The 19,202-nt window shown below is 74.6% G+C and carries 21 protein-coding genes; 13 read left to right on the top strand and 8 right to left on the bottom strand.

Annotated features, from left to right (window positions below; translation table 11 throughout):
• The first annotated feature begins 69 nt into the window (after positions 1 to 69).
• The 4 genes from ACY0MR_RS32140 to ACY0MR_RS32125 all read left to right on the top strand — a co-directional run bounded on the left by ACY0MR_RS32140 (position 70) and on the right by ACY0MR_RS32125 (position 3,379).
• Positions 70 to 852: a DUF817 domain-containing protein gene (locus ACY0MR_RS32140; protein WP_388796774.1), complete on the top strand. Its 783-nt coding sequence runs from the start codon at positions 70 to 72 to the stop codon at positions 850 to 852.
• A gap of 214 nt (positions 853 to 1,066) precedes the next feature.
• Positions 1,067 to 1,270: a cold-shock protein gene (locus tag ACY0MR_RS32135; RefSeq protein ID WP_015031667.1), complete on the top strand. Its 204-nt coding sequence runs from the start codon at positions 1,067 to 1,069 to the stop codon at positions 1,268 to 1,270.
• A gap of 231 nt (positions 1,271 to 1,501) precedes the next feature.
• The gene (locus tag ACY0MR_RS32130; RefSeq protein WP_392866617.1) at positions 1,502 to 2,956 is read left to right on the top strand and encodes a DEAD/DEAH box helicase; all 1,455 of its coding nucleotides are present in this window, start codon (positions 1,502 to 1,504) and stop codon (positions 2,954 to 2,956) included.
• 57 nt (positions 2,957 to 3,013) lie between these two features.
• Positions 3,014 to 3,379, top strand: coding sequence for a MazG-like family protein (locus tag ACY0MR_RS32125; RefSeq protein ID WP_404083298.1), 366 nt, complete (start codon positions 3,014 to 3,016; stop codon positions 3,377 to 3,379).
• A 47-nt stretch (positions 3,380 to 3,426) separates the two neighbouring features.
• Here ACY0MR_RS32125 and ACY0MR_RS32120 read toward each other — a convergent pair whose 3' ends face one another.
• The gene (locus tag ACY0MR_RS32120; RefSeq protein WP_473556863.1) at positions 3,427 to 3,978 is read right to left on the bottom strand and encodes a helix-turn-helix transcriptional regulator; all 552 of its coding nucleotides are present in this window, start codon (positions 3,976 to 3,978) and stop codon (positions 3,427 to 3,429) included.
• Between the two features lie 144 nt (positions 3,979 to 4,122).
• Here ACY0MR_RS32120 and ACY0MR_RS32115 point away from each other — a divergent pair, with 144 nt between their 5' ends.
• Complete coding sequence (locus tag ACY0MR_RS32115) at positions 4,123 to 4,578, top strand: STAS domain-containing protein (RefSeq protein WP_404083292.1); 456 nt, start codon at positions 4,123 to 4,125, stop codon at positions 4,576 to 4,578.
• Here the strand turns inward: ACY0MR_RS32115 and ACY0MR_RS32110 are convergent.
• The gene (locus tag ACY0MR_RS32110; protein WP_473556860.1) at positions 4,572 to 5,000 is read right to left on the bottom strand and encodes an ATP-binding protein; all 429 of its coding nucleotides are present in this window, start codon (positions 4,998 to 5,000) and stop codon (positions 4,572 to 4,574) included. The genes ACY0MR_RS32115 and ACY0MR_RS32110 overlap by 7 nt on opposite strands.
• Before the next feature lie 225 nt (positions 5,001 to 5,225).
• Between ACY0MR_RS32110 and ACY0MR_RS32105 the strand changes: the two genes are divergently transcribed.
• Positions 5,226 to 6,134: a SigB/SigF/SigG family RNA polymerase sigma factor gene (locus tag ACY0MR_RS32105; protein WP_473556857.1), complete on the top strand. Its 909-nt coding sequence runs from the start codon at positions 5,226 to 5,228 to the stop codon at positions 6,132 to 6,134.
• A 142-nt stretch (positions 6,135 to 6,276) separates the two neighbouring features.
• On the opposite strand, the gene ACY0MR_RS32100 is transcribed toward ACY0MR_RS32105, so the two are convergent.
• The gene (locus ACY0MR_RS32100; protein WP_473556855.1) at positions 6,277 to 6,834 is read right to left on the bottom strand and encodes an ATP-binding protein; all 558 of its coding nucleotides are present in this window, start codon (positions 6,832 to 6,834) and stop codon (positions 6,277 to 6,279) included.
• Positions 6,835 to 6,865: 31 nt separating this feature from the next.
• Positions 6,866 to 7,261, bottom strand: coding sequence for an STAS domain-containing protein (locus ACY0MR_RS32095; protein ID WP_473556853.1), 396 nt, complete (start codon positions 7,259 to 7,261; stop codon positions 6,866 to 6,868).
• A gap of 247 nt (positions 7,262 to 7,508) precedes the next feature.
• On the opposite strand from ACY0MR_RS32095, the gene ACY0MR_RS32090 reads away from it, so the two are divergent.
• Positions 7,509 to 8,099: a DUF6328 family protein gene (locus tag ACY0MR_RS32090; protein ID WP_473556850.1), complete on the top strand. Its 591-nt coding sequence runs from the start codon at positions 7,509 to 7,511 to the stop codon at positions 8,097 to 8,099.
• A 137-nt stretch (positions 8,100 to 8,236) separates the two neighbouring features.
• Entirely contained in the window at positions 8,237 to 8,566 is a 330-nt protein-coding gene (locus ACY0MR_RS32085; protein ID WP_361863393.1) for a plasmid stabilization protein, read from the top strand.
• Positions 8,567 to 8,629: 63 nt separating this feature from the next.
• On the opposite strand, the gene ACY0MR_RS32080 is transcribed toward ACY0MR_RS32085, so the two are convergent.
• Positions 8,630 to 10,048, bottom strand: a complete 1,419-nt coding sequence (locus ACY0MR_RS32080; RefSeq protein ID WP_404083280.1) for an amidase — start codon at positions 10,046 to 10,048, stop codon at positions 8,630 to 8,632.
• 375 nt (positions 10,049 to 10,423) lie between these two features.
• Between ACY0MR_RS32080 and rox the strand changes: the two genes are divergently transcribed.
• The 5 genes from rox (at position 10,424) to ACY0MR_RS32055 (ending at position 15,526) form a co-directional block, all read left to right on the top strand.
• Positions 10,424 to 11,851 carry a rifampin monooxygenase gene (rox, locus tag ACY0MR_RS32075; RefSeq protein WP_473556848.1) on the top strand — a complete coding sequence of 476 codons (1,428 nt, stop codon included), beginning with the start codon at positions 10,424 to 10,426 and terminating at the stop codon, positions 11,849 to 11,851.
• A gap of 142 nt (positions 11,852 to 11,993) precedes the next feature.
• Complete coding sequence (locus tag ACY0MR_RS32070; protein WP_473556845.1) at positions 11,994 to 12,689, top strand: 4'-phosphopantetheinyl transferase family protein; 696 nt, start codon at positions 11,994 to 11,996, stop codon at positions 12,687 to 12,689.
• Positions 12,690 to 12,801: 112 nt separating this feature from the next.
• Positions 12,802 to 13,473 (top strand): HEAT repeat domain-containing protein, encoded by a 672-nt coding sequence (locus ACY0MR_RS32065; protein ID WP_388796736.1) that lies wholly within the window; start codon positions 12,802 to 12,804, stop codon positions 13,471 to 13,473.
• A 3-nt stretch (positions 13,474 to 13,476) separates the two neighbouring features.
• Positions 13,477 to 14,484, top strand: coding sequence for a HEAT repeat domain-containing protein (locus ACY0MR_RS32060; protein ID WP_473556843.1), 1,008 nt, complete (start codon positions 13,477 to 13,479; stop codon positions 14,482 to 14,484).
• Positions 14,485 to 14,608: 124 nt separating this feature from the next.
• Complete coding sequence (locus ACY0MR_RS32055; protein WP_403310497.1) at positions 14,609 to 15,526, top strand: DUF6891 domain-containing protein; 918 nt, start codon at positions 14,609 to 14,611, stop codon at positions 15,524 to 15,526.
• Here ACY0MR_RS32055 and ACY0MR_RS32050 read toward each other — a convergent pair.
• From ACY0MR_RS32050 to ACY0MR_RS32040, 3 genes are all read right to left on the bottom strand, one after another.
• Entirely contained in the window at positions 15,489 to 17,081 is a 1,593-nt protein-coding gene (locus ACY0MR_RS32050) for a TROVE domain-containing protein (protein WP_473561943.1), read from the bottom strand. The two genes, ACY0MR_RS32055 and ACY0MR_RS32050, sit on opposite strands and share 38 nt — an antisense overlap.
• 314 nt (positions 17,082 to 17,395) lie before the next feature.
• Positions 17,396 to 18,106: an HAD family hydrolase gene (locus tag ACY0MR_RS32045; RefSeq protein ID WP_473556840.1), complete on the bottom strand. Its 711-nt coding sequence runs from the start codon at positions 18,104 to 18,106 to the stop codon at positions 17,396 to 17,398.
• Positions 18,103 to 19,200, bottom strand: coding sequence for an ABC transporter ATP-binding protein (locus ACY0MR_RS32040; RefSeq protein WP_392866649.1), 1,098 nt, complete (start codon positions 19,198 to 19,200; stop codon positions 18,103 to 18,105). Before ACY0MR_RS32040 ends, ACY0MR_RS32045 begins: the two co-directional genes overlap by 4 nt.
• Between the last annotated feature and the right edge of the window lie 2 nt (positions 19,201 to 19,202).

Below are 19,202 nucleotides of genomic sequence, written 5' to 3'. Positions count from 1 at the left end.
CGCCCACACCCCGCTCGCACCCCGCCCACCGGGCGAAACCGTCCGCCGCCGCCCGGCGTCCCTCACCGCATGGACACGTTCACGGCCGGAATGCGCCAGCTGCTGCGGTTCGCGCTGCTGGAGGTGCGGTGCTGCGCCTTCGCCGTCGCGCTCGTCGGGGGGATCGCCGTGTCCTCCGTCCTGCCCGAGCTGCCCGTCGCCCGGTACGACCTCCTGCTGCTGTACGGGATCGCCCTGACCGTCGTCGCCTGGAAGGTCGGATGGGACACCGGGCGGGACATCGCGGTGATCGCCGCCTGCCACGCGACCGGGCTGCTCTTCGAACTGGTCAAGGTGCGGATGGGCTCGTGGAGCTACCCGGAGGAGGCACTGACGAAGATCGGCGGGGTGCCGCTGTACGGCGGATTCCTGTACGCGGCCCTCGGGAGCTACGTCTGCCGGGCCCGGCGCCTGTTCGACCTGCGGCTGACCGGCTACCGCCCGCGGGTGACGGCCGCGCTCGCCGCCGCCGTGTACGTGAACTTCTTCAGCCACCACTGGCTGCCCGACGCCCGCTGGGCCCTGGCCGGACTGCTCCTCGTGGCCACGGCCGGCACCTGGGTGCGGTTCCGGGTGGGCGACCGGGACCACCGCATGCCGCTGGCGCTGTCGTTCGTCCTGATCGGATTCTTCCTCTGGGTCGCGGAGAACGCGGCCACCTATGTCGGCGCCTGGAGCTACCCGCACCAACTGGACGGCTGGCAGCCGGTGTCCCTCGCCAAGTTCGGCGCCTGGGCCCTGCTGATGACCGTCACGTTCGTCCTCGCCATGTCCTCCCGCTCGGTGCGGCAGGAGACGCGACACGAGAATTGAGGAGCAATTCCGTGCACCGGTGCAGGGGCCGTGGTACAGTCGACGACAGTTGCAGTTGTGGTTCCCAAAGAAGCTTACAAGTGCCTTTGACGATTCGACATCGTCAGGCACTTTCTTTGTTTTCGGTGCAGTTTTCCGAACGGGGCAATCATCACGGCGACTCCGGGGTCCGCACAGTGCGGCCCCCTGGGCTACGCCCCGAAGGAGAAATGACATGGCCAACGGCACCGTGAAGTGGTTCAACTCGGAAAAGGGCTTCGGCTTCATCGAGCAGGAGGGTGGCGGCCCGGACGTGTTCGCCCACTACTCCAACATCGCCACCTCGGGCTTCCGTGAGCTCCAGGAAGGCCAGAAGGTGACCTTCGACGTCACGCAGGGCCAGAAGGGCCCCCAGGCGGAGAACATCCTCCCCGCCTGACGTTGACACGTCCGACGCAGCCGGTGTCCTCACCCGTGTGGTGAGGGCCCCGGCTCGTCGCATTTTCCAGGCTTTGCCAACATTTCCCGGGCCATTCACCGACCGGCCGCCGATTTCACCCCCTCGGCACGGCCGGAACCGCACGCCCGAGGCATTCGGTTCGTTCCAGTAATTCATCGGGCCCGCGGCCCCACGCGAATTCCTCGAAGCGCACCGTTTCGAGGAGGACCCATGAACGACACGCACGACACGACGAGCGCCCGGCGGACCGACCGGGCCGGACGCGGCACTCCCGCCGAGGACGCCTGGGCGGCCCTGCCGGCCGGCACCCCCGCCCTGCCGCCCGCCGCGACCTTCGCCGCACTCGACCTGCCGGCCGCGGTCCACGAGGTCCTGGCCCGGCTCGGCGTCGACACGCCATTCCCGATCCAGTCCGCCACCCTGCCCGACGCCCTCGCGGGCCGCGACGTCCTGGGACGCGGACGCACCGGATCCGGCAAGACCCTCGCCTTCGGCCTCCCGCTGCTGGTCCGGCTCGCCGGACGGCGCGCCGAGGCCCGCAAGCCGCTCGGGCTCGTCCTGGTCCCCACCCGCGAACTCGCCCAGCAGGTGACGGACGCGCTCGACCCGTTCGCACGGGCCCTGGGACTGCGACTGGCCACCGTCGTCGGCGGGATGTCGATCGGCCGGCAGGCCACGGCGCTGCGCGACGGGGCCGAGGTCCTCATCGCCACGCCGGGCCGCCTCATGGACCTGGTCGAGCGCAAGGACTGCCGGCTCGACCGGGTGCGCGCCACCGTCCTCGACGAGGCCGACCAGATGGCCGACATGGGGTTCACGGATCAGGTCACCGCGCTCCTCGACCTGGTGCCGGCGGAGGGTCAGCGGCTGCTGTTCTCCGCCACCCTCGACCGCAACGTCGACCTCCTGGTCGAGCGGTACCTCAGCGACCCGGTCGTCCATTCCGTCGACCCCTCGGCGGCGGCCGTCGCCACGATGGACCACCACGTGCTCCACGTGCACGGGCCCGACAAGTTCGCCACCGCCACGGAGATCGCCGCCCGCGACGGGCGGGTCATCATGTTCCTGGCGACGAAGGCGGCCGTCGACCGGTTCACCAAGCACCTCCTCGGCAGCGGCGTGCGCGCCGCCGCCCTGCACGGCGGGAAGTCCCAGCCCCTGCGCACCCGCACCCTGGACCGCTTCCGGTCCGGGGAGGTCCCGGTCCTCGTCGCCACCAACGTGGCGGCGCGGGGCATCCACGTCGACGCGATCGACCTCGTCGTCAACGTCGACCCGCCCGCCGACCACAAGGACTACCTGCACCGCGGCGGGCGCACCGCGCGCGCCGGGGAGTCCGGTCTGGTCGTCACCCTGGTGACCTCCGAGGAGCGGCGCGAGGTGGCCCGGCTGATGGCGGACGCGGGCATCCGCCCCCAGGTCACCCAGGTCCGCTCGGGCGAGGCCGCCCTGAGCCGCATCACCGGCGCCCGGACCCCCTCGGGCGTCCCCGTCGACGGAGCCGCGCCCAGCCAGGAGGGCGTCAGGCGCGGCGGTGCGGCCTTCCGCGGCATGGGCACCGTCCCGGGCCGCCCGGGGCGCGCCAAGAACGAGTCCCGGAAGGCCGCCGAGGCCCGCAAGACGGCCGAGGCGAGGCAGGCCGCGCGCATCCGCCGGGGCAAGTAGGCTCCCCCGGGGCCGGCCCGGGGCCGCGTCCGCCGGCAGCGCAGCAGAGGAGATCCCGTGAGGGAAAACGACCCGTGGGACACGATCCGTTCGCTCGCCGCGCGCTTCTCGGCGCTCGACACCGGGCGGGGCATCTCGGCGGAGGAGCAGTGGTCGCTCCAGGTCCTCAAGCTCGCGGAGGAGGTCGGCGAGGCCGCGCAGGCCGTCATCGGGGTACGGGCGGTGAACCCGCGCAAGGGTCGCAGCCACGACTGGGAGCAGGTGCAGGAGGAGGTCGTCGACGTCGTGGTCACGGGCATGGTGGCCCTCGCGCGGATGCGTCCCGACGACGCACCGGAGTTCTTCGCCTCGGTCCTCGCCCGCAAGTCGGCCAGGTTCCTCCCCGACCCGCCCGAAGGCGGGCCGGTGCCCGCGCCGCGTTGAGCGGCGCCGCCGGGTAGGAGGCGCGGCAGGGTGGCCCGGGCGTCCCGTCAGCTGTCGATCGCCCGGGGGTGACCGCGGCCGTCGGCGACGGTCGCGCCGCTGCGGGACGCGAGGTCGGTGTCGGTCGCGGACGTGCGCGACGCGAGGTCCGCGTCGGTCTCGGTCGCGTCGGGGCAGGAGACGGAATCAGGGTCGGTCTCGGTCAGGCCGGGGCGGGGGACGGAGTCGGGGCCGGCCTCGTCGGGGCGGGGGCCGAGGACGTTCCCGGTCGCGGCCTCGCGCGCCGGTGTCCCGCCGTTGCGCGGTGCGGCCTTGAGCAGATCCAGCAGACCGGTGATCTCGTAGTCGCCCTCCAGGGGGTGACGGAACCGCTTGCCGGGGGCGAGCCGGTAGCGGTTGCGCCGGCCCTCGCGCGCGTGGGTGAGGTACCCGGCGTCCTCCAGATCGGCGACGATCGCCTGCACCGTCCGCTCGGTGACCCCGCACGCCGCGGCCACGTCCCGGAGCCGCACGCCGGGGTCCCGGGCGATCACCACGAGCACCCGGGCGTGGTTCGTCAGGAAGGTCCACGACGGACGCTCACCGGAGCTGCCGCTCATACCCCCATTGTGCGACCCCCCTTTCACGAGCCGCAAGACCGGAAATTCATCTCATGTGATTGTTGACGTGTTATCGGCGAGAAGGGACGATTGATACGAAATGTCGAGTTCAGACTGAGGTTCGGCCGGACGTGGGAGCTCACCATGCACCCCCTTTCCGACAGCTCCACCGCTCCGCGGGCGCTCGCCGACGACACCGGCGTCCTTCCGCCCGCGACCCGCGCGGGCACACGGATGACCGTGGAGACCACACCGGACGGCACCGTCGCCGTCGGCGGCGAGATCGACAGCGCCGGCGCGCCGCGCCTCTACCGGATCCTGCGCGCCGCGCTGGACCGGCACCCCGAGGGCATCAGGCTCGACCTCGGCGACGTCACCTTCTGCGACTGCGCGGGCCTGCGGGCCTTTCTCACCGCCCGGGCCGCGTGGGACGCGCACGCCGCACGGGCCTCCCGGCACCGGCGTCTCGCCGGGCACGCCGCCCCGACCCCCCGGACCCCGTTCATCCTCGGACCCACGAGCCCCAGGATGGCCCGACTCCTCCTGCTCACCGGCACGGGAAGGTCCTTCTCCCCGCCGGAGAGGGGCGGGTCTCAGTGAAGCGGCAGCCGCACCTCGATGATCTTCCCGCCGCCCGGCGGCAGGGTCAGCCTGATCCCGCGGGCGAGCAGCCTGACCAGAGGCCACCCGAAGCCGCCCTCGCCCGGTCCGGAGACCCGCTGGGCCCGCCTCCGGCGCACGTGCGGCAGCTCGCGGCTCGCGTCCGCGACGGTGACCGCCAGCGCGTCCTGGTCGACCTCCACCCGGAATCCGGTGAGGCCGCCCCCGTGCCGCAACGCGTTCGTCACCAGCTCGGACGTCACGAGCAGCGCGTCGCCCACCGCGGTGGCGGACGGCGGACCGCCCGTCGCGGCCGCGGCTCCCGCCAGCGCCTCCGCCACCCGGGCGCGCGCCTGGGAGGCGTCCCGCGGCAGGGTGGGGCGGTCGGTGTCAGGCTTGAGAGGTCCCGCACGATGTCCCATGGCCACTGTGGCACTCCCACTCGCTCGTCGCCCGCCCCTGCCGTCGTCCCACCCCGCCGTTCTGTCCGCCTCTCCCCCGGGCGCATCCCATCGGGCCCCTGCCCCGATGAGCGAGACGCATTCCACACATTTCTCCCTCTTCTCCCGCCAGTCGCACCCGTCACACCGCTTGCGGCCGACGAGAGCGGGTAGAGGCCCATGGGGGCCCTCCGACGAGGAGCCTTGATGACGAACCACCGCACCACCGTCCGTAGCCGCGGCCCGTCGGCCGGCCGGGTCCACCGGGCAGCGCCGAGCGCCCGTGGGTCCGTCCGTCGCGTTCCCGAGCCCCTGGCCGGGCTCCCGGAGATCGCCGACCCGCTGGCGGTGAGCACCGCGGACGCCCGCACGCTGTCGATCGGCCTCTTCGAGCGACTGTGCTCGCTGGAGGAGGGCACGGCGGAGTACTCGTACGTGCGCAACACCCTCGTCGAGCTGAACCTCAGCCTGGTCAAGTACGCCGCGACCCGCTTCCGCCGCTCCAACGAGTCCTGGGAGGACATCGTCCAGGTCGGCACCGTCGGTCTGATCAAGGCCATCAACCGGTTCGACCCCGCGCGGGGCAACGAGTTCATGTCCTTCGCGCTGCCGACCGTGCTCGGCGAGATCAGGCGCCACCTGCGGGACACCGGCTGGAGCGTGCACGTACCGCGGCGGCTCCAGGAGCTGCGGCTCGACCTGGCCAAGGCGGGGGACGCCCTCGAACAGGAGCTGGGACGCCCGCCGACCTCCGCCGAGCTGGGCGACCGCCTGCATCTCACCCAGGCCGAGCTGCGCGAGGGCCGGATCGCCGCGAACGGCTTCACCAGCCGGTCGCTCGACGTTCCCGCGGACGACGACGACAGCGGCCCCGGCATGCTCGCCCGCTCCCTCGGCAGCGACGACGACGCCTTCGAGAAGATCGAGAACCTGGAGGCGCTCAAGCCCCTCGTCGCCGCCCTCGGCGAGCGCGACCGCACGATCCTGGCGCTGCGGTTCGGCGAGGAGCTGACGCAGGCGGAGATCGGTGAACGCCTCGGCCTCTCGCAGATGCACGTGTCGCGCCTGCTCAGCCGCATCCTCGGCGGCCTGCGGACCGAACTGACGGAGGTCTGACGCCGTCCCGGCGGCCCCGGGTGCCCTCCGCACCCGGGGCCGCCGGGCATGTCCGGCCAGGGAGACGGGACCGGGGTCCGGGGCCGCGGAGGTGTCGCGCGCCTCGTCGGGCGGGGTAGCCTCGCGGGCCTCCCCCGGCGGCTCAGCCGGGCTCGGCCCGCGACGCCTCGCCGGCGGGCGGCGGGCCGTTCTCCGGGACCGGGGGCGCCACCTCCATCCAGAAGGCCTTGCCGAGCTCGCCGGTCCCGCCCTCGGCCCGGGGCACGGTCCCCCAGGCCCGGGCGAGCCGGTCGATCACGATCAGGCCGTTGCCGCCGGGCTGGCCCGGCGCACCCCGGGGCCGGAACGCCGGGACCCTGCTGCTCCGGTCGTGCACCTCGATCCGCAGGTTCCCGGCCGAGGGCGCCGCCCCGTCCCCGTCTCCCCGCGGCGGACCGGCGGGGACGAGCCGGACGACGAGCTCCGTGGGACCGCCCGCGTGCAGGCAGGCGTTGGTGACGGCCTCCGAGACGATCAGGAGCACGTCCTCGATCGCGAGGTCCCGCTCCTCCGCCGTAAGCCCGGTGTCCCGCGGTGGGCCGGGCCAGTCCCAGTCGCCGAGCGCCACCCGGCAGAAGTCGCGGCACCGCGCGACCACGGACTCTCCGCTCCGCAGGACGAGCCGCCGGATCTGGCCCCTGGCCCGGACGGGTTCCGTCATGGGTGCCTCCGCCGCGCGCCGCCGTCCTTCGTCACGGCTGCTCCCCCTCGGCCAGCTCCGCGGGCAGCTCGGCGTGCACCGTGAAGACCGCCACGACACCGGTGACGTCGAAGACCCGGTCGACGGGCGGGCGCAGCGCGGCGAGTTCCAGCCGGCTGCCGGCCGCGGTCGCCTCCAGCCGCGTCGTGAGCAGGAGGTTCAGCCCGGTCGAATCGCAGAACGTCAGGAGGGCGCAGTCCACGACGACCCGCTCGGGACGCCGGTCCAGGACCTCGGTGAGCACGGTGTGCAGGAGCGCCTGGGAGTCGCGGTCCAGCTCCCCCGTGACCGTGACGACGGCCGTCTCGCCGCGCCACCGGACCTCGGCCGTCAGGCGGGGTCCCGGGTCGGGCCCGGCCACGTCCGTCCCCGTCGCATCCCTTGGCATCCGGCACCCCGGTTCCCGTCGGCGCAGCTTTCCGAGCTGAGGCCGACGATACGCCGGGGAGTCCGGCCGCGGCGAACGGAGGCCGTCGGCCGTGTGGCGTATCCGCCGCTGCTCGGGCCGGCTCCCGACCGGATTCTTGTACGAACCGACGAAGAGGAGCGCCGGAACGGCTGCGACCGGCCCGATGGGGAACACGCGTGCTACGACCCGGGCCCACACGGGCCCTTCGAACCGGAGGGTGAGACGGATGACGGACCGCGAGCACGGACACGGGGAGACCGTGCGGGTGGAGGAGGACCGGCGTGGAGCCGAGAGATCCTCGCAGGACGGCGGAGGCGCACGTCCCGGAACGGACGACGGCCCCCGCGGGCGCCAGGAGACGCCGGACGAGCGCGCCGACCGCCAGTGGCAGGACCTCCTGCAGGAGATACGCGTCGTGCAGACCGGCGTCCAGATCCTCCTGGGCTTCCTCCTGACGGTCGTGTTCACCCCTCGGTACGCCGAGCTCGGTCCGACCGACGAGGCCATCTACGTCCTGACGGTGGTACTCGGCTTCCTCACCGCCGGCGCGCTGATCGGCCCGGTGTCCTTCCACCGGATCGTCTCGGGGCGGCAGATCAAGCACAAGGCGGTCGACTGGGCCTCCCGGCTGACCTTCACCGGGATCCTGCTGCTGGTCGCCACCCTCACCAGCGCGCTCGTCCTCATCCTCCGGGTCGCCACCGACAACGAATTCGTGCCGTGGCTGGTGGGCGCCGTCCTCGCCTGGTACCTCCTGTGCTGGTTCGCGCTGCCGTTCTGGGCCCGCGCCCGGCACACCGTGGAGCGGGAGGACTGACCCGGCTGCCGGGGGTCCGGTGCGTACGGTCCTCGGCGGCGGGTAGCCGCACGAGTGCCGCCCGGCCACCGGCACGGAGAGCGGTGCACGCGCGACCGGCGCCTACCGGCGGCGGGTCCCACGGGAAGGAGCACGTCATGCCTCGCGGATCGAGCCCCAAGCGGGAGCGGCAGTACGAGCACATCAAGGAGAGTGCCGAGCGGCGCGGCGAGAGCGAGGAGCGCGCCGCGGAGATCGCCGCCCGCACCGTGAACAAGGAGCGCGCCCGGCACGGCGAGTCCGAGACCGCGAGCCGGCTCTCCCTGGAGGACATGTCGTCCGGCGAGCGCGGCGGGCGGCGCTCCCACAGCGGGGCCCGGGGGCGCACCTACGAGCAGCTGTACGAGGAGGCCAGGCGCCGGAACGTCGACGGGCGTTCGAAGATGAACAAGGCGCAGCTGAAGCGGGCCCTCGACGACGCGGGCTGATCGCCCGCGGAACGCGGACCGGCGCGGCCGGGCACCTCGGGGTGCCCGGCCGCGCCGGCCGTGTCAGACGTCCTGGACGCGTCGGAACGGGCGGTCCGCCTCCAGGCCGAACGCGACGTCCAGGAGGGTGCGTTCGCTGCCGGGACGACCGGAGAACATCACCCCGACGGGCAGCCCGTCCTCGGTCGCGGTGGCCGCGGGAACCGAGATCGACGGCGTCCCGACGACGTTGTTGACCGGGGTGAAGGCGACGTAGGCGAGGATCCGCCCCACCAGCGTCGCGTACGGCACGGTCGGGCTGAGGTGGCCGATCCTCGGGGTGGTGTGGGCCAGTACGGGGGTGAGGACGAGGTCGAGTCCGCGGAAGGCCGCCGCGTACGCCTCCTTCGTGCGCCTCAGCCGCCGCAGCACGCCCGGCGTGGTCCGCCAGCCCTTCAGGTACTCCTCGCGCAGCCCCCGGCTGAGGCCGTCCATCCGGCTGCGGTCGAAGCCCTGGCCGAGGGTCCGGCCCGTGACGCCGAGAAGGAACGAGAGCATCCCCCAGTAGGTCAGGAAGTCCTCGGTGAAGCGCGGGTCGAGGCGCAGTTCGACCGGTTCCACGGTGTGGCCGAGCCGTTCGAGCGTGGCGACGGTGTCCAGGACGGCCGCGCGGGTCGCGGCGTCGGCCGGGACGCCGTTCGGCGAGTCGATCAGGTACCCGATGCGCAACCGGCGCCCGGACGGGCCCTCGACGAGCCCCACGGGCGGCAGCTTCGGGTTCCGCCAGTGGGTCTCGGCGGCGGCGAGGAACGCGGCGGTGTCCCGTACGGAGCGGCTGACGATGCCGTCGGAGACGATGTCCAGCGGGAGCCGGCCGCTCTGGGCGTTGGTCACGACCCGGCCGCGGGTCGGCTTGAGGCCGACGAGTCCGCAGCAGGCGGCGGGAATCCGGATCGACCCGCCGCCGTCGTTGGCGTGGGCGATCGGCACCGCTCCCGCGGCGACGAGCGCGGCGCTTCCGCCGGACGAACCGCCCGCCGAGTAGCCGGTGTTCCACGGGTTGCGGACGGGTTCGGCGCCCTCGTACTCGGTGGAGGGGCTGAACCCGAACTCGGGCAGCCGCGTCTTGCCGAGGACCGTGACGCCGCTGCTCAGGAGCTGGCGGGCGAAGGGGGCGTGAGCGCGGGCGGGGCGCGGGGTGAAGGACGCGCTGCCGTGGCCGGTGGGCAGGCCCAGGTAGTCGGTGTTGTCCTTGACGAAGGTCGGCACCCCGGCGAAGGCCCCGGTGGCCGGGGATCCGGCGGGCGAGGGCGCGTCGATGTACGTCTGGACCGCGTGGAGCCGGGATTCGACCTCCCGTACGCGCGCGGCCGCGTCCCGGGCGGCCTCGGCGGCCCCGACCTCGCCGCGGCGGATCGCCGCGGCCAGTCCGACGGCGTCGTGCTCGCCCAGGGCGTCGTCCCGGAACGCGTGCACCGTGGTCTGTTCCTCGAAAGTCGTCACCGCTGCCTCAGCCCCCGGCCGTGTGGATGGTTGGCCGCCAGCATGCCCTACCAACCAGTAACACGCGAGTGGTCGGGGGCGTCCGAGGCGTTCGGGGGACGGGCGCGGCCGGACGGGCGGCACCGCGGGCGGCCGCTCCGGAGGCGCCGGAGGATGAAAAGCAAAAGGGCAAGGAGTTCGAACATCTCCTCGCCACTCTCAAGGTATAGCGCACAGGGGGCCTTGCGGCAAGGCCCCCGTCGTGCTGCAGAATCTGCAGCCGTCGCCGTTGACCTGCGGAGATCGACGGCCCGCGGCCCTCCCGCACGGCAGGGCGCGGGGTGCGCGGGCGACGGCGGCCGAACGGACGCGACCTATCGAAACGGGGCGGTACCCATGTTTGACGTGATCGTTGTGGGCAGCGGTCCGACCGGCTTGATGCTGGCCGGCGAGCTGCGGCTGCACGGCGTCCACGTACTCGTACTGGACAAGGAGGCCGAGCCGACCGTGCAGTCGCGGGCGCAGGGCCTGCACGTGCGCAGCATCGAGGTGATGGCGCAGCGCGGCCTGCTGGAGCGGTTCCTCTCGCTCGGACAGCAGGTCGCGGTCGGCGGCTTCTTCGCCGGGCTGGCGAAGAAGTGGCCGGACGGCCTCGACACCGCCCACTCGTACGTACTGGCCATTCCGCAGCAGGTCACCGAGCGCCTGCTGGCGGAGCACGCCGTGGAGGCCGGCGCGGAGATCCGGCGCGGCCGCGAGGTCGTCGCGCTGAGCCAGGACGCGGACGGCGTGACCGTCGGACTGGCCGGCGGCGAGGAGCTCCGCGCCCGGTACGTCGTCGGCTGCGACGGCGGCCGCAGCACGGTGCGCAGGCTGCTCGGCGTCGCGTTCCCCGGCGAGCCCTCCCGGGTCGAGACACTGCTGGGCGAGATGGAGCTGGACGTCGCGCAGGACGAGCTGACCGCGGTCATGGCGGAGGTCCGCAAGACGCAACTCAGGTTCGGTGCCATGCCCTTGGGCGACGGGGTGTACCGGGTCGTCGTGCCCGCGAGCGGGGTGGCCGAGGACCGCTCGGCCGCGCCGACGCTCGACGAGTTCAAGGAGCAGCTGCGGGCGACCGCGGGGACCGACTTCGGCGCGCACGCACCGCGCTGGCTGTCGCGGTTCGGGGACGCCACCCGGCAGGCCGAGCGGTACCGGGTCGACCGGGTGTTCCTCGCCGGCGACGCGGCGCACATCCACCCGCCGACCGGCGGTCAGGGGCTCAACCTCGGCCTCCAGGACGCGTTCAACCTGGGCTGGAAGCTGGCCGCCGCGGTCGCCGGCTGGGCGCCCGAGGACCTTCTCGACAGCTACCACGCCGAGCGCCACCCGGTGGCCGCGGACGTCCTGGACAACACCCGGGCGCAGATCCAGCTCATGTCGACCGAGCCGGGGGCGCAGGCGGTGCGCCGACTGCTCGCCGAACTCGTGGAGTTCGAGGACGTCAACCGGTACCTGATCGAGAAGATCACGGCGATCTCGGTGCGCTACGACCTCGGCGGGGGCGACGAGCCGGTGGGGAGGCGGCTGCGCGACCTGGAGCTGAAGCAGGGACGGCTCTACGAGCGGATGCACGAGGGCCGCGGCCTCCTCCTCGACCGGACCGGCCTGCTGTCGGCCGGCGGCTGGGCGGACCGGGTCGACGTCGTCGTCGACGCCGACGCGGAACTGGACGCGCCCGCGGTCCTGTTGCGGCCGGACGGGCACGTGGCCTGGGCCGGCGAGGACCAGCAGGAGCTGTTCGCGGGGCTGTCGAGATGGTTCGGCACGCCGACCGGCTGAGGCCTTCGGCCGGTGACAGCTTCGGCAGGTGACCGCTTCGGCCGGCTGCCCGCTCCGGCCCGCCGGCCGCTGCCCGCGCACGCGGGACGGGTCGGGCCGGTCGGCGGCCGGACAGGCCCGGCGGGCCGTGCAGAATGGTGGCATGACCATGGAGACCACCCCCGTACGGGTGCTGCGCGCCGGCGAGGCACCGGAGTCGGCCGTCCTGCCCGTCGCCGACGGAACGGTGGCCCTGTGGCTGCTGCCCATGGCGGAGGACCCCGGCGCACCCGCCCTCCTCGACGCCGAGGAGCACCGCCGGTGGAAGGCCCTGATCCGGGAGGACCACCGGGCCCGCTACCTCGCCGCCCACAGCGGACTCCGGCGGCTGCTCGGGCACTACCTCGGGACCCGGCCGGAGCAGGTGGTGTTCGTCCGGGAGGACTGCCCGGTCTGCGGCGGTCCGCACGGCCGGCCGGCCGTGCGCGGCGGGGGGCTCCACTTCTCGCTGTCGCACAGCGGCGACCTCGCGCTCGTCGGCGTCGCCGCCGCCCCCGTGGGCGTGGACGTCGAGGCGCACCCGGAGGCCGAGGTGTCGACCCTCGTGGCGGACAGCCTCCACCCGAGGGAGCGCGAGGAGTTCGCGCGGCTGCCCGCGGAGGCCCGGCCGGCCGCGTTCGCGCAGTGCTGGGCCCGCAAGGAGGCCTACCTCAAGGGCACCGGGGAGGGACTCGCCGGAGGCCTCGACCGTACGTACACGGGCATGGGCCCCGAGCCGGCCCCGGTACCCGGCTGGTCGCTCACCGACGTGCGGGTCGCCCCCTCGTACGCGGCCGCGGTGGCGCTCGCCCGACCGTAGGTCCCTCACCAGGGGCGGGCCGGCGGCGCCCCGCCGCACCGAGTCGGCGTGGCTCCGCGCTTGACCTTGACACGATGACAAGGTCTTGACTGCGGGCAAGGAGGTGGTCCCCATGACCATGGCCACACACGACACGGGCGTGACACGCGCCCTCCTGGGCCTCGCGGACGACCGCGCGTCGGTGCGGCTCCGGGCGGCGCTCGCGGCCGGTACGGCACCAGACCCGCGGTTCGTCGGCGCCCTCGTCGACCGCTGCGCGGTCGAGCCCGACTTCTCGGTGCGCGAGATGCTCACCTGGGCCCTCACCCGGCACGCGCCGGACCTCACCCTCCCGGGGCTGCTCGGCGAGGTCCGCTCGGAGCGGGCCCAGGCCCGGAGCCAGGCGCTGCACACCCTGTCCAAGATCGGCGACGCGCGCGCGTGGCCGGCGATCACGCACGGGCTGCTGACCGACGCGGACGACGAGGTGGCGCGGAGCGCGTGGCGGGCGGCGGTCGTGCTGGCACCCGAGGAGGAGCGGGCCGCGCTGGCCGGGGCGCTGGCGACGCAGCTGGGGCGCGGTGGGCGGGAGACGCAGCTGAGCCTCAGCAGGGCGCTGATCGCCCTCGGCGAGGCCGCGCTGCCGACGCTGGCGGAGGCGACGGCGCAGGGCTCCCCGGGCGCGCGCCGGCACGCGATCGCCACGGAGCGGCTGCTCCACGACCCGGACGCCGGGTTCGAGTTCGCGATCGAGGAGGCCAAGCGCGTGGCGGTGCTCGGGACGACCGGCCCGGAGGAGCGGTAGCGCATGCGGATCGGCGACGTGGCGCGGCGGTCCGGGGTCAGCGCCCGGATGCTCCGGCACTACGAGTCGCTGGGCCTGGTGCGGCCGACGGGTCGCACCGGGTCGGGCTATCGCGAGTACTCCGGCGAGGACATCCGGCGGATCTTCCACATCGAGAGCCTGCGGTCGCTCGGACTGTCGCTGCGGGAGGTGGGGAGCGCGCTCGACGATCCGGGCTTCGCGCCGGCGGAGCTCGTCGAGGACCTCGTCCGCGGGACGCGGGAGCGCATCGCGGCCGAGACGGCCCTGCTCACCCGGCTGCTCCGGATCGGCGCCGCGGAGCCGTCGGACTGGGAGGAGGTCCTGCAGATCGTGGGCCTCCTGCACGGGCTGGGCTCGGAGAGCGCGGGCCGGCGGCAGCGCGCGGCGCTGTCCTCGGGCGAGGAGAGCGCCGTGCCCGTCGAGGCGCTCGTCGAGGCGGCCCTCACCGAGACGGACCCGCACGTCGCCGGCGCCCTGCGCTGGGCGCTGGCGCAGCCGGGCGGCGGCGCGGCGCTCCCGCTCCTCGCGGAGGGCCTCCGTTCTTCGACGGCCGAGGTGCGGGAGCGTGCGGTGGAGGCCCTGACCGAGATCACCGGCGACGAGGCGACCGCGCTGCTGCACGAGGCCCTCGGGGACACCGACCCCGTGGTCCGCGGGCACGCGGCCGTCGCGCTCGGGGCGCGCGGGGCGGACGAGGCGGTCCCGGCGCTCGTCGACATGGTCGTGGCGGCCACGAACGACGTCGACGCGGCCGACGTGCTCGCCGCGCTGGCGGCGCGCCCCGGGCGGGCGGACGGGATCGCGGCCGGTCTCGTCGCCCGCCTCGCGGCGGCGGGCGACGACCCGGCGGTGCGCCGGCGGCTCGCGCAGGCCCTCGCGGACATCCCGGGGGACACGGCGTCACGCGCCCTGGAGTCCCTGGCGCGCGACGAGGACCGGGCGGTGGCGCTGACGGCGACGTACGTCCGCTCGCTCAGGGAGAGGGCCTAGGGGGTGTCTTGTCGATCAGGCCGGATCAGCGGCGCGGTGCCGGGCTCCGCGAGCCCGGCCCGGTCGGCACGGCACCCCCAGGGCGCCGCGACCGGCTGTCGGTGGCGTGTGCCAGAGTCTGCGCATGCTCGAGATCGTGGTGAAGACGGAGAACGGGGAACGGCACGTCCGCGTGTCCGCCGAGGAACTGGCCGGGCTCGTCCGGCGCATCGGCGAGGAGGGGGACAGGTTCCTGGTGCTCCAGCGGATCCCGGACCTGCCCGACGTCTTCGCCCAGGTCTGGCACCGGACCGGGGGCGACTACACGGTGGAGCACCGGGACGGGGCCGCCGTACGGCACTTCGGGACGACGGCCGAGGAGCCCGCGGACGTCGCCGCGGTGCTGACCCGCTGGGCGCGCGGGGAGAGCGACGCGGTCTCCGGACCGGGATGGTCGCTCCTGGACATGGGACCGGCCCGCGAGGTGCCGCCGCTCGACCTCGGCGAGGCCGAGGCCGTGATGCTGGAGGAGCGCGTCCGGGAGGTGCTGGTCGGCGGCTACGCGGACCGTGCCTTCCTGGCCGAGATCGCCGAGGAGTACCTGGTCGACGAGGGCCGTCGGCCGGTCTCGCGCGAGCAGGCCACGGCGCTGGCCGACCGGATGTGGCTGGAGCGCGTCGCGGAGCAGGCGGACTGGCGGGGCGAGACGGACCCGGAGCGCCTCACCCGGGCCTTCGCGTCCCTCCGGGAGGCCGGCATCACGGCCCGCGAGCACTTCACCTGCTGCCGCACCTGCGGCGAGTCCGAGATCGGGGCGGAGGGTGACCCGGACGCCCGGGGCTTCGTCTACTTCCACACCCAGTGCACGGACTCCGCCGCCGCGGGCCACGGACTGACCCTGCTGTACGGCGGCTTCGACGGCTCCCCCGCGACGACGACCGCCGTGGGGCACGAGGTGGTGACGGCCCTGGAGGCGGTGGGCCTCTCCACCGCGTGGGACCGGACCCCCGGCCGGGCCATCACCGTCACCCCGCTGGACTGGCGCCGCCGGCTGGTCGGCTGAGGTCCGCCGCCCAGGGCCAGCCGGCATGTCGGCCGGATTCGATGAGGGGGATCATCCGGAAGGCCGCGTCCGTCAGCCCGCCGAAGGTGTGGCGGTGCGGACCGGTGGGCGCGTGGGCCGGCCGGTAGCCCGCCAGGTTCCAGGTGTAGACGGGGACCTCCGGCGGGACCGGTTCCGCCGGGCCCCCGGGGAGGCAGGGCGCGGCCTGCTCGTCGGTGACGATCAGGACGCGGTCGTGCCCCCGGTAGTGCTCGCGCACGGCCTTCGTGGTGTGGGTGCCGCCCAGGCGGTGGAAGCGCTTCTGCACGTCCAGGACCGGTTCGCCCCGGGTGAAGGGCACCTCCTTGCTGGACCAGCCGAACTCCACCAGGTCCGCCTGCTCCGCCCGCAGGGCCAGCGCGCTGCCGAACACGGCGGCCGCGGCCGCCCTGGTGAGCTCGGACCGTGCGGAGACGGCGTCCCAGAACATGGAGTCCGAGCGGTCGACCAGGATCAGCGTCCGGCCGGGCAGCGCCGGCACGTTGGCCAGCGAGTGGCCCAGGGCCTCCTCCAGCGCGGCGGCCCAGCGCCGCTTGGGCGCGTTCCTGCGCGCGGCCAGGTAGCGCATGGGGAACTGCCGGGACCTGGCGACCTCGTCGGCGTCCGAGATCCGGGCGGCGACGGAGGCCGCGGCCCCGGCCGAGATCTTCGCGGAGTCGAAGTTGCGCAGGTTCCGCAGGAGGGCCATCGGGCCCATCGCGGGGATCACGGCCTCCCACACGGCGGCGTCGAGCGGGCCGTGCAGCCAGCCCGCCAGGGCCTCCCACGTCATGCCCGCGGCGGCGAGCCGCTCGCTGCCCCCGGGGCCGGTGACCAGGGCGCGCCGCTCGTCCACGGGCAGCTCCATGAGGGCGCGGTGCGCGGTGAGCACGGGGTCCGCCTCCGGCGGCACGGCCGTCTCCGGGTGGTGGCGGCGGTCCAGGGCGTACCGGAAGAGGGCGCCCTGCCAGGGCTTGGCCGGGTCGGGCGCGGCGTGCACCAGGTTGAGCACGTCGCCGAAGCGGAACGCGTGGGACGCGGTGTCGTACTTGACCAGGGACCGCGACGAGTACAGCCTGCGCACGGCGTCGGCGATGCCGCGCTTCACGGGCTGCGGCACGGTCCGCCCGTACGTGGCGGTCCAGTGGGCGAGCAACTCCCCCGGCTCGTCGGCGCGTTGGAGTACGGAGTCGATGACGGACCGGTTGGAGGGGCCGTCGGTCGCCCCGGCCGCCAGCCGGGCCCGTACGTACACGGCGGCGCCCACCAGGGACGCCGTGCGCATGTTGCCCTCGCCGCGCAGCCAGCGCAGCAGTCCGGCGGTCCACGCGGGGTCCGCCACGGCGAGTTCGCCGACGAGCCGCGCGTACCGCCCGTCGCGTTCCGCGCCGCTCTCGTAACCGGCGGGCTGCGAGACGAAGTTCCCGACGGCGAGCAGGAACAGCTCGTCGCGGGGTTCCCTGGTGAAGGTGGGACCGCCCTCGTAGGTGGTCGGGTCCGCGGGGACCGGGGCCGGAGGCGCCGGCCGTACGGGCATCGCGCGGGCGGCCGCCGCGACGTGCGGGGCCACGAGCATCTCGGACCAGGTCTTCGAGACGCGTCGGGTGTAGCGAGGCAGTGAATCCCCCCGGATCCGAGGAAGAGGAAAGGACGGCCCGGGAAGGGTCCACCGGGCCGGGGCGGCCGCGCCGCCGAGATCGGAGGTGGCGGCGGCGTCACTTGGCTTTCGGAAGAAGTAGCCGCAGCCGGGCGCATCGGAGGCGCGGTCGCGGGAACCAACCTAGGCGGGCCGCCGAACCGCACGCCACCGATTATCCCGCCCCCCGGCGAGCCGGCGGCCGCGCACGCGCCTCACGGACCCGTCGCCGTCCCGCCCGCCGCCGTCCCGCCCGCCGCGGATCGGCCGCGGCTTTCGGCGACGTGGCGGCGCAGTCCCGCGACCGAGACCCCTTCCAGGGTCTCCGCGAAGATCCGGCCCGGCCCCCCGGGCACGGGCAGCATGGACGGCACGACGAGGACCGTGCAGCCGGCCGCGTCGGCCGACGCCGTTCCGTCCGGGGAGTCCTCGACGGCCAGGCAGGCCGCCTCCGGGACGCCGAACCGGCGGGCGGCGGCGCGGTAGGGGTCGGGGTGCGGCTTCGTCCGCGCGGTGTCGTCGGCCGAGAGGGTGAAGGCGAAGGGGACGTGCGCGAGCGCACCCCCGACCACCGAGTCGACCACCGGCCGCGGCGAGGCGCTCACCAGGGCGAACGGGACGCCCTCCGCAGCGAGTTCGGCCAGCAGCCGGTCGGCGCCGGGACGCAGCGGCGCTCCCCGGTCGACCCGCTCCTGGAAGGCGGAGGACAGTGCGGCCGCCAGGCCGTCCTCGTCCGTGTGGCCCGTCACGCGGACGAGGTGGGCCGCGGTGTCCGGGACGGCGCGGCCGACGACCTCGGGGGCGTCCGCGTCCGTCAGCCGGTGGCCGATCCGGGCCGCGGTCTCGGCGGTGGCCTCCCACCAGAGAACCTCGGTGTCGACGAGGGTGCCGTCCATGTCGAAGAGGACGGCGGCGAGTTCGGTCACCGCTCCGCCCTCGGCGCGACGAGCGCGGGGTGCGGGGCGAGGCCGAGGGCCGCGCGGGCGCCGGGGACGAGGCCGTCGGCCGTCCGGGAGGAGAGGTCCGCCGTGACGCGCGTACCGGCGTGGTCGAGGTGGACGCGGGTGACGGAGCCGAGGAAGGAGGTGGAGACGACGGTCGCGTCCCCGTCGGCGGCCTCGGTGACGGTGACGTTCTCGGGGCGGACCAGGACGTCGACCTCGCGGAGCCGCGGGGCCTCGCCGTCGACGGGCAGCCGGGTGCCCGCCACCGCCACCTCGCCGGAGTCCGTGAGGAGGCCCGGGAGGCGGTTCATCGTGCCGACGAACTCGGCGACGAAGGGGGTGGCCGGACGGCGGTAGAGCTCGGCCGGGGCGGCGCACTGCTCCAGCCTTCCGGCGTTGAGGACGGCGACGCGGTCGGCCATGGACAGCGCCTCCTCCTGGTCGTGGGTGACGAAGACGGTGGTGATGCCGAGGGAGAGCTGGAGTCGGCGGATCTCCTCACGGAGGCTCAGCCTGACCTTGGCGTCGAGCGCGGAGAGCGGCTCGTCGAGGAGCAGGACGCGGGGGCGGAGGGCGAGCGCCCGGGCGAGCGCGACGCGCTGCTGCTGGCCGCCGGACATCTGGTGCGGGTAGCGGTCGCCGTGCTCGGGCAGGCCGACGAGGTCGAGGAGTTCGGCGGCCCTGGCGCGCCGCTCGGCCGTCCCGGCCTTCCGTACGCGGAGGCCGAAGGCGACGTTCTCGGCGGCCGTCAGGTGGGGGAAGAGGCTGTACGACTGGAACACCATGCCCGCGTCCCGGCGGTTGGCCGGGACGTGGGTGATGTCGGCGCCGTCGACGAGGACGTCGCCGGAGTCGGGGCGCTCGAAGCCGGCCAGGACGCGGAGCGCGGTGGTCTTGCCGCAGCCCGAGGGGCCGAGCAGGGCGAGGAGTTCGCCGGGCTCGACGGTGAGGTCGAGTCCGTCGAGCGCGGTGGTGCCGCCGAACGCGCGGCGCAGGCCCCGGAACTCGACGCGCGCCCCACAGGGGGCGACCGGCTCGGTCCGCTCCGCCGCGGGCGTCGCTGTGGACGAGGACATGG

The organism is Streptomyces sp. JN8, assembly GCF_055808075.1.
Note: the sequence above shows the minus strand (reverse complement) of the source record. Positions and strands in the feature narration are given on the sequence as shown.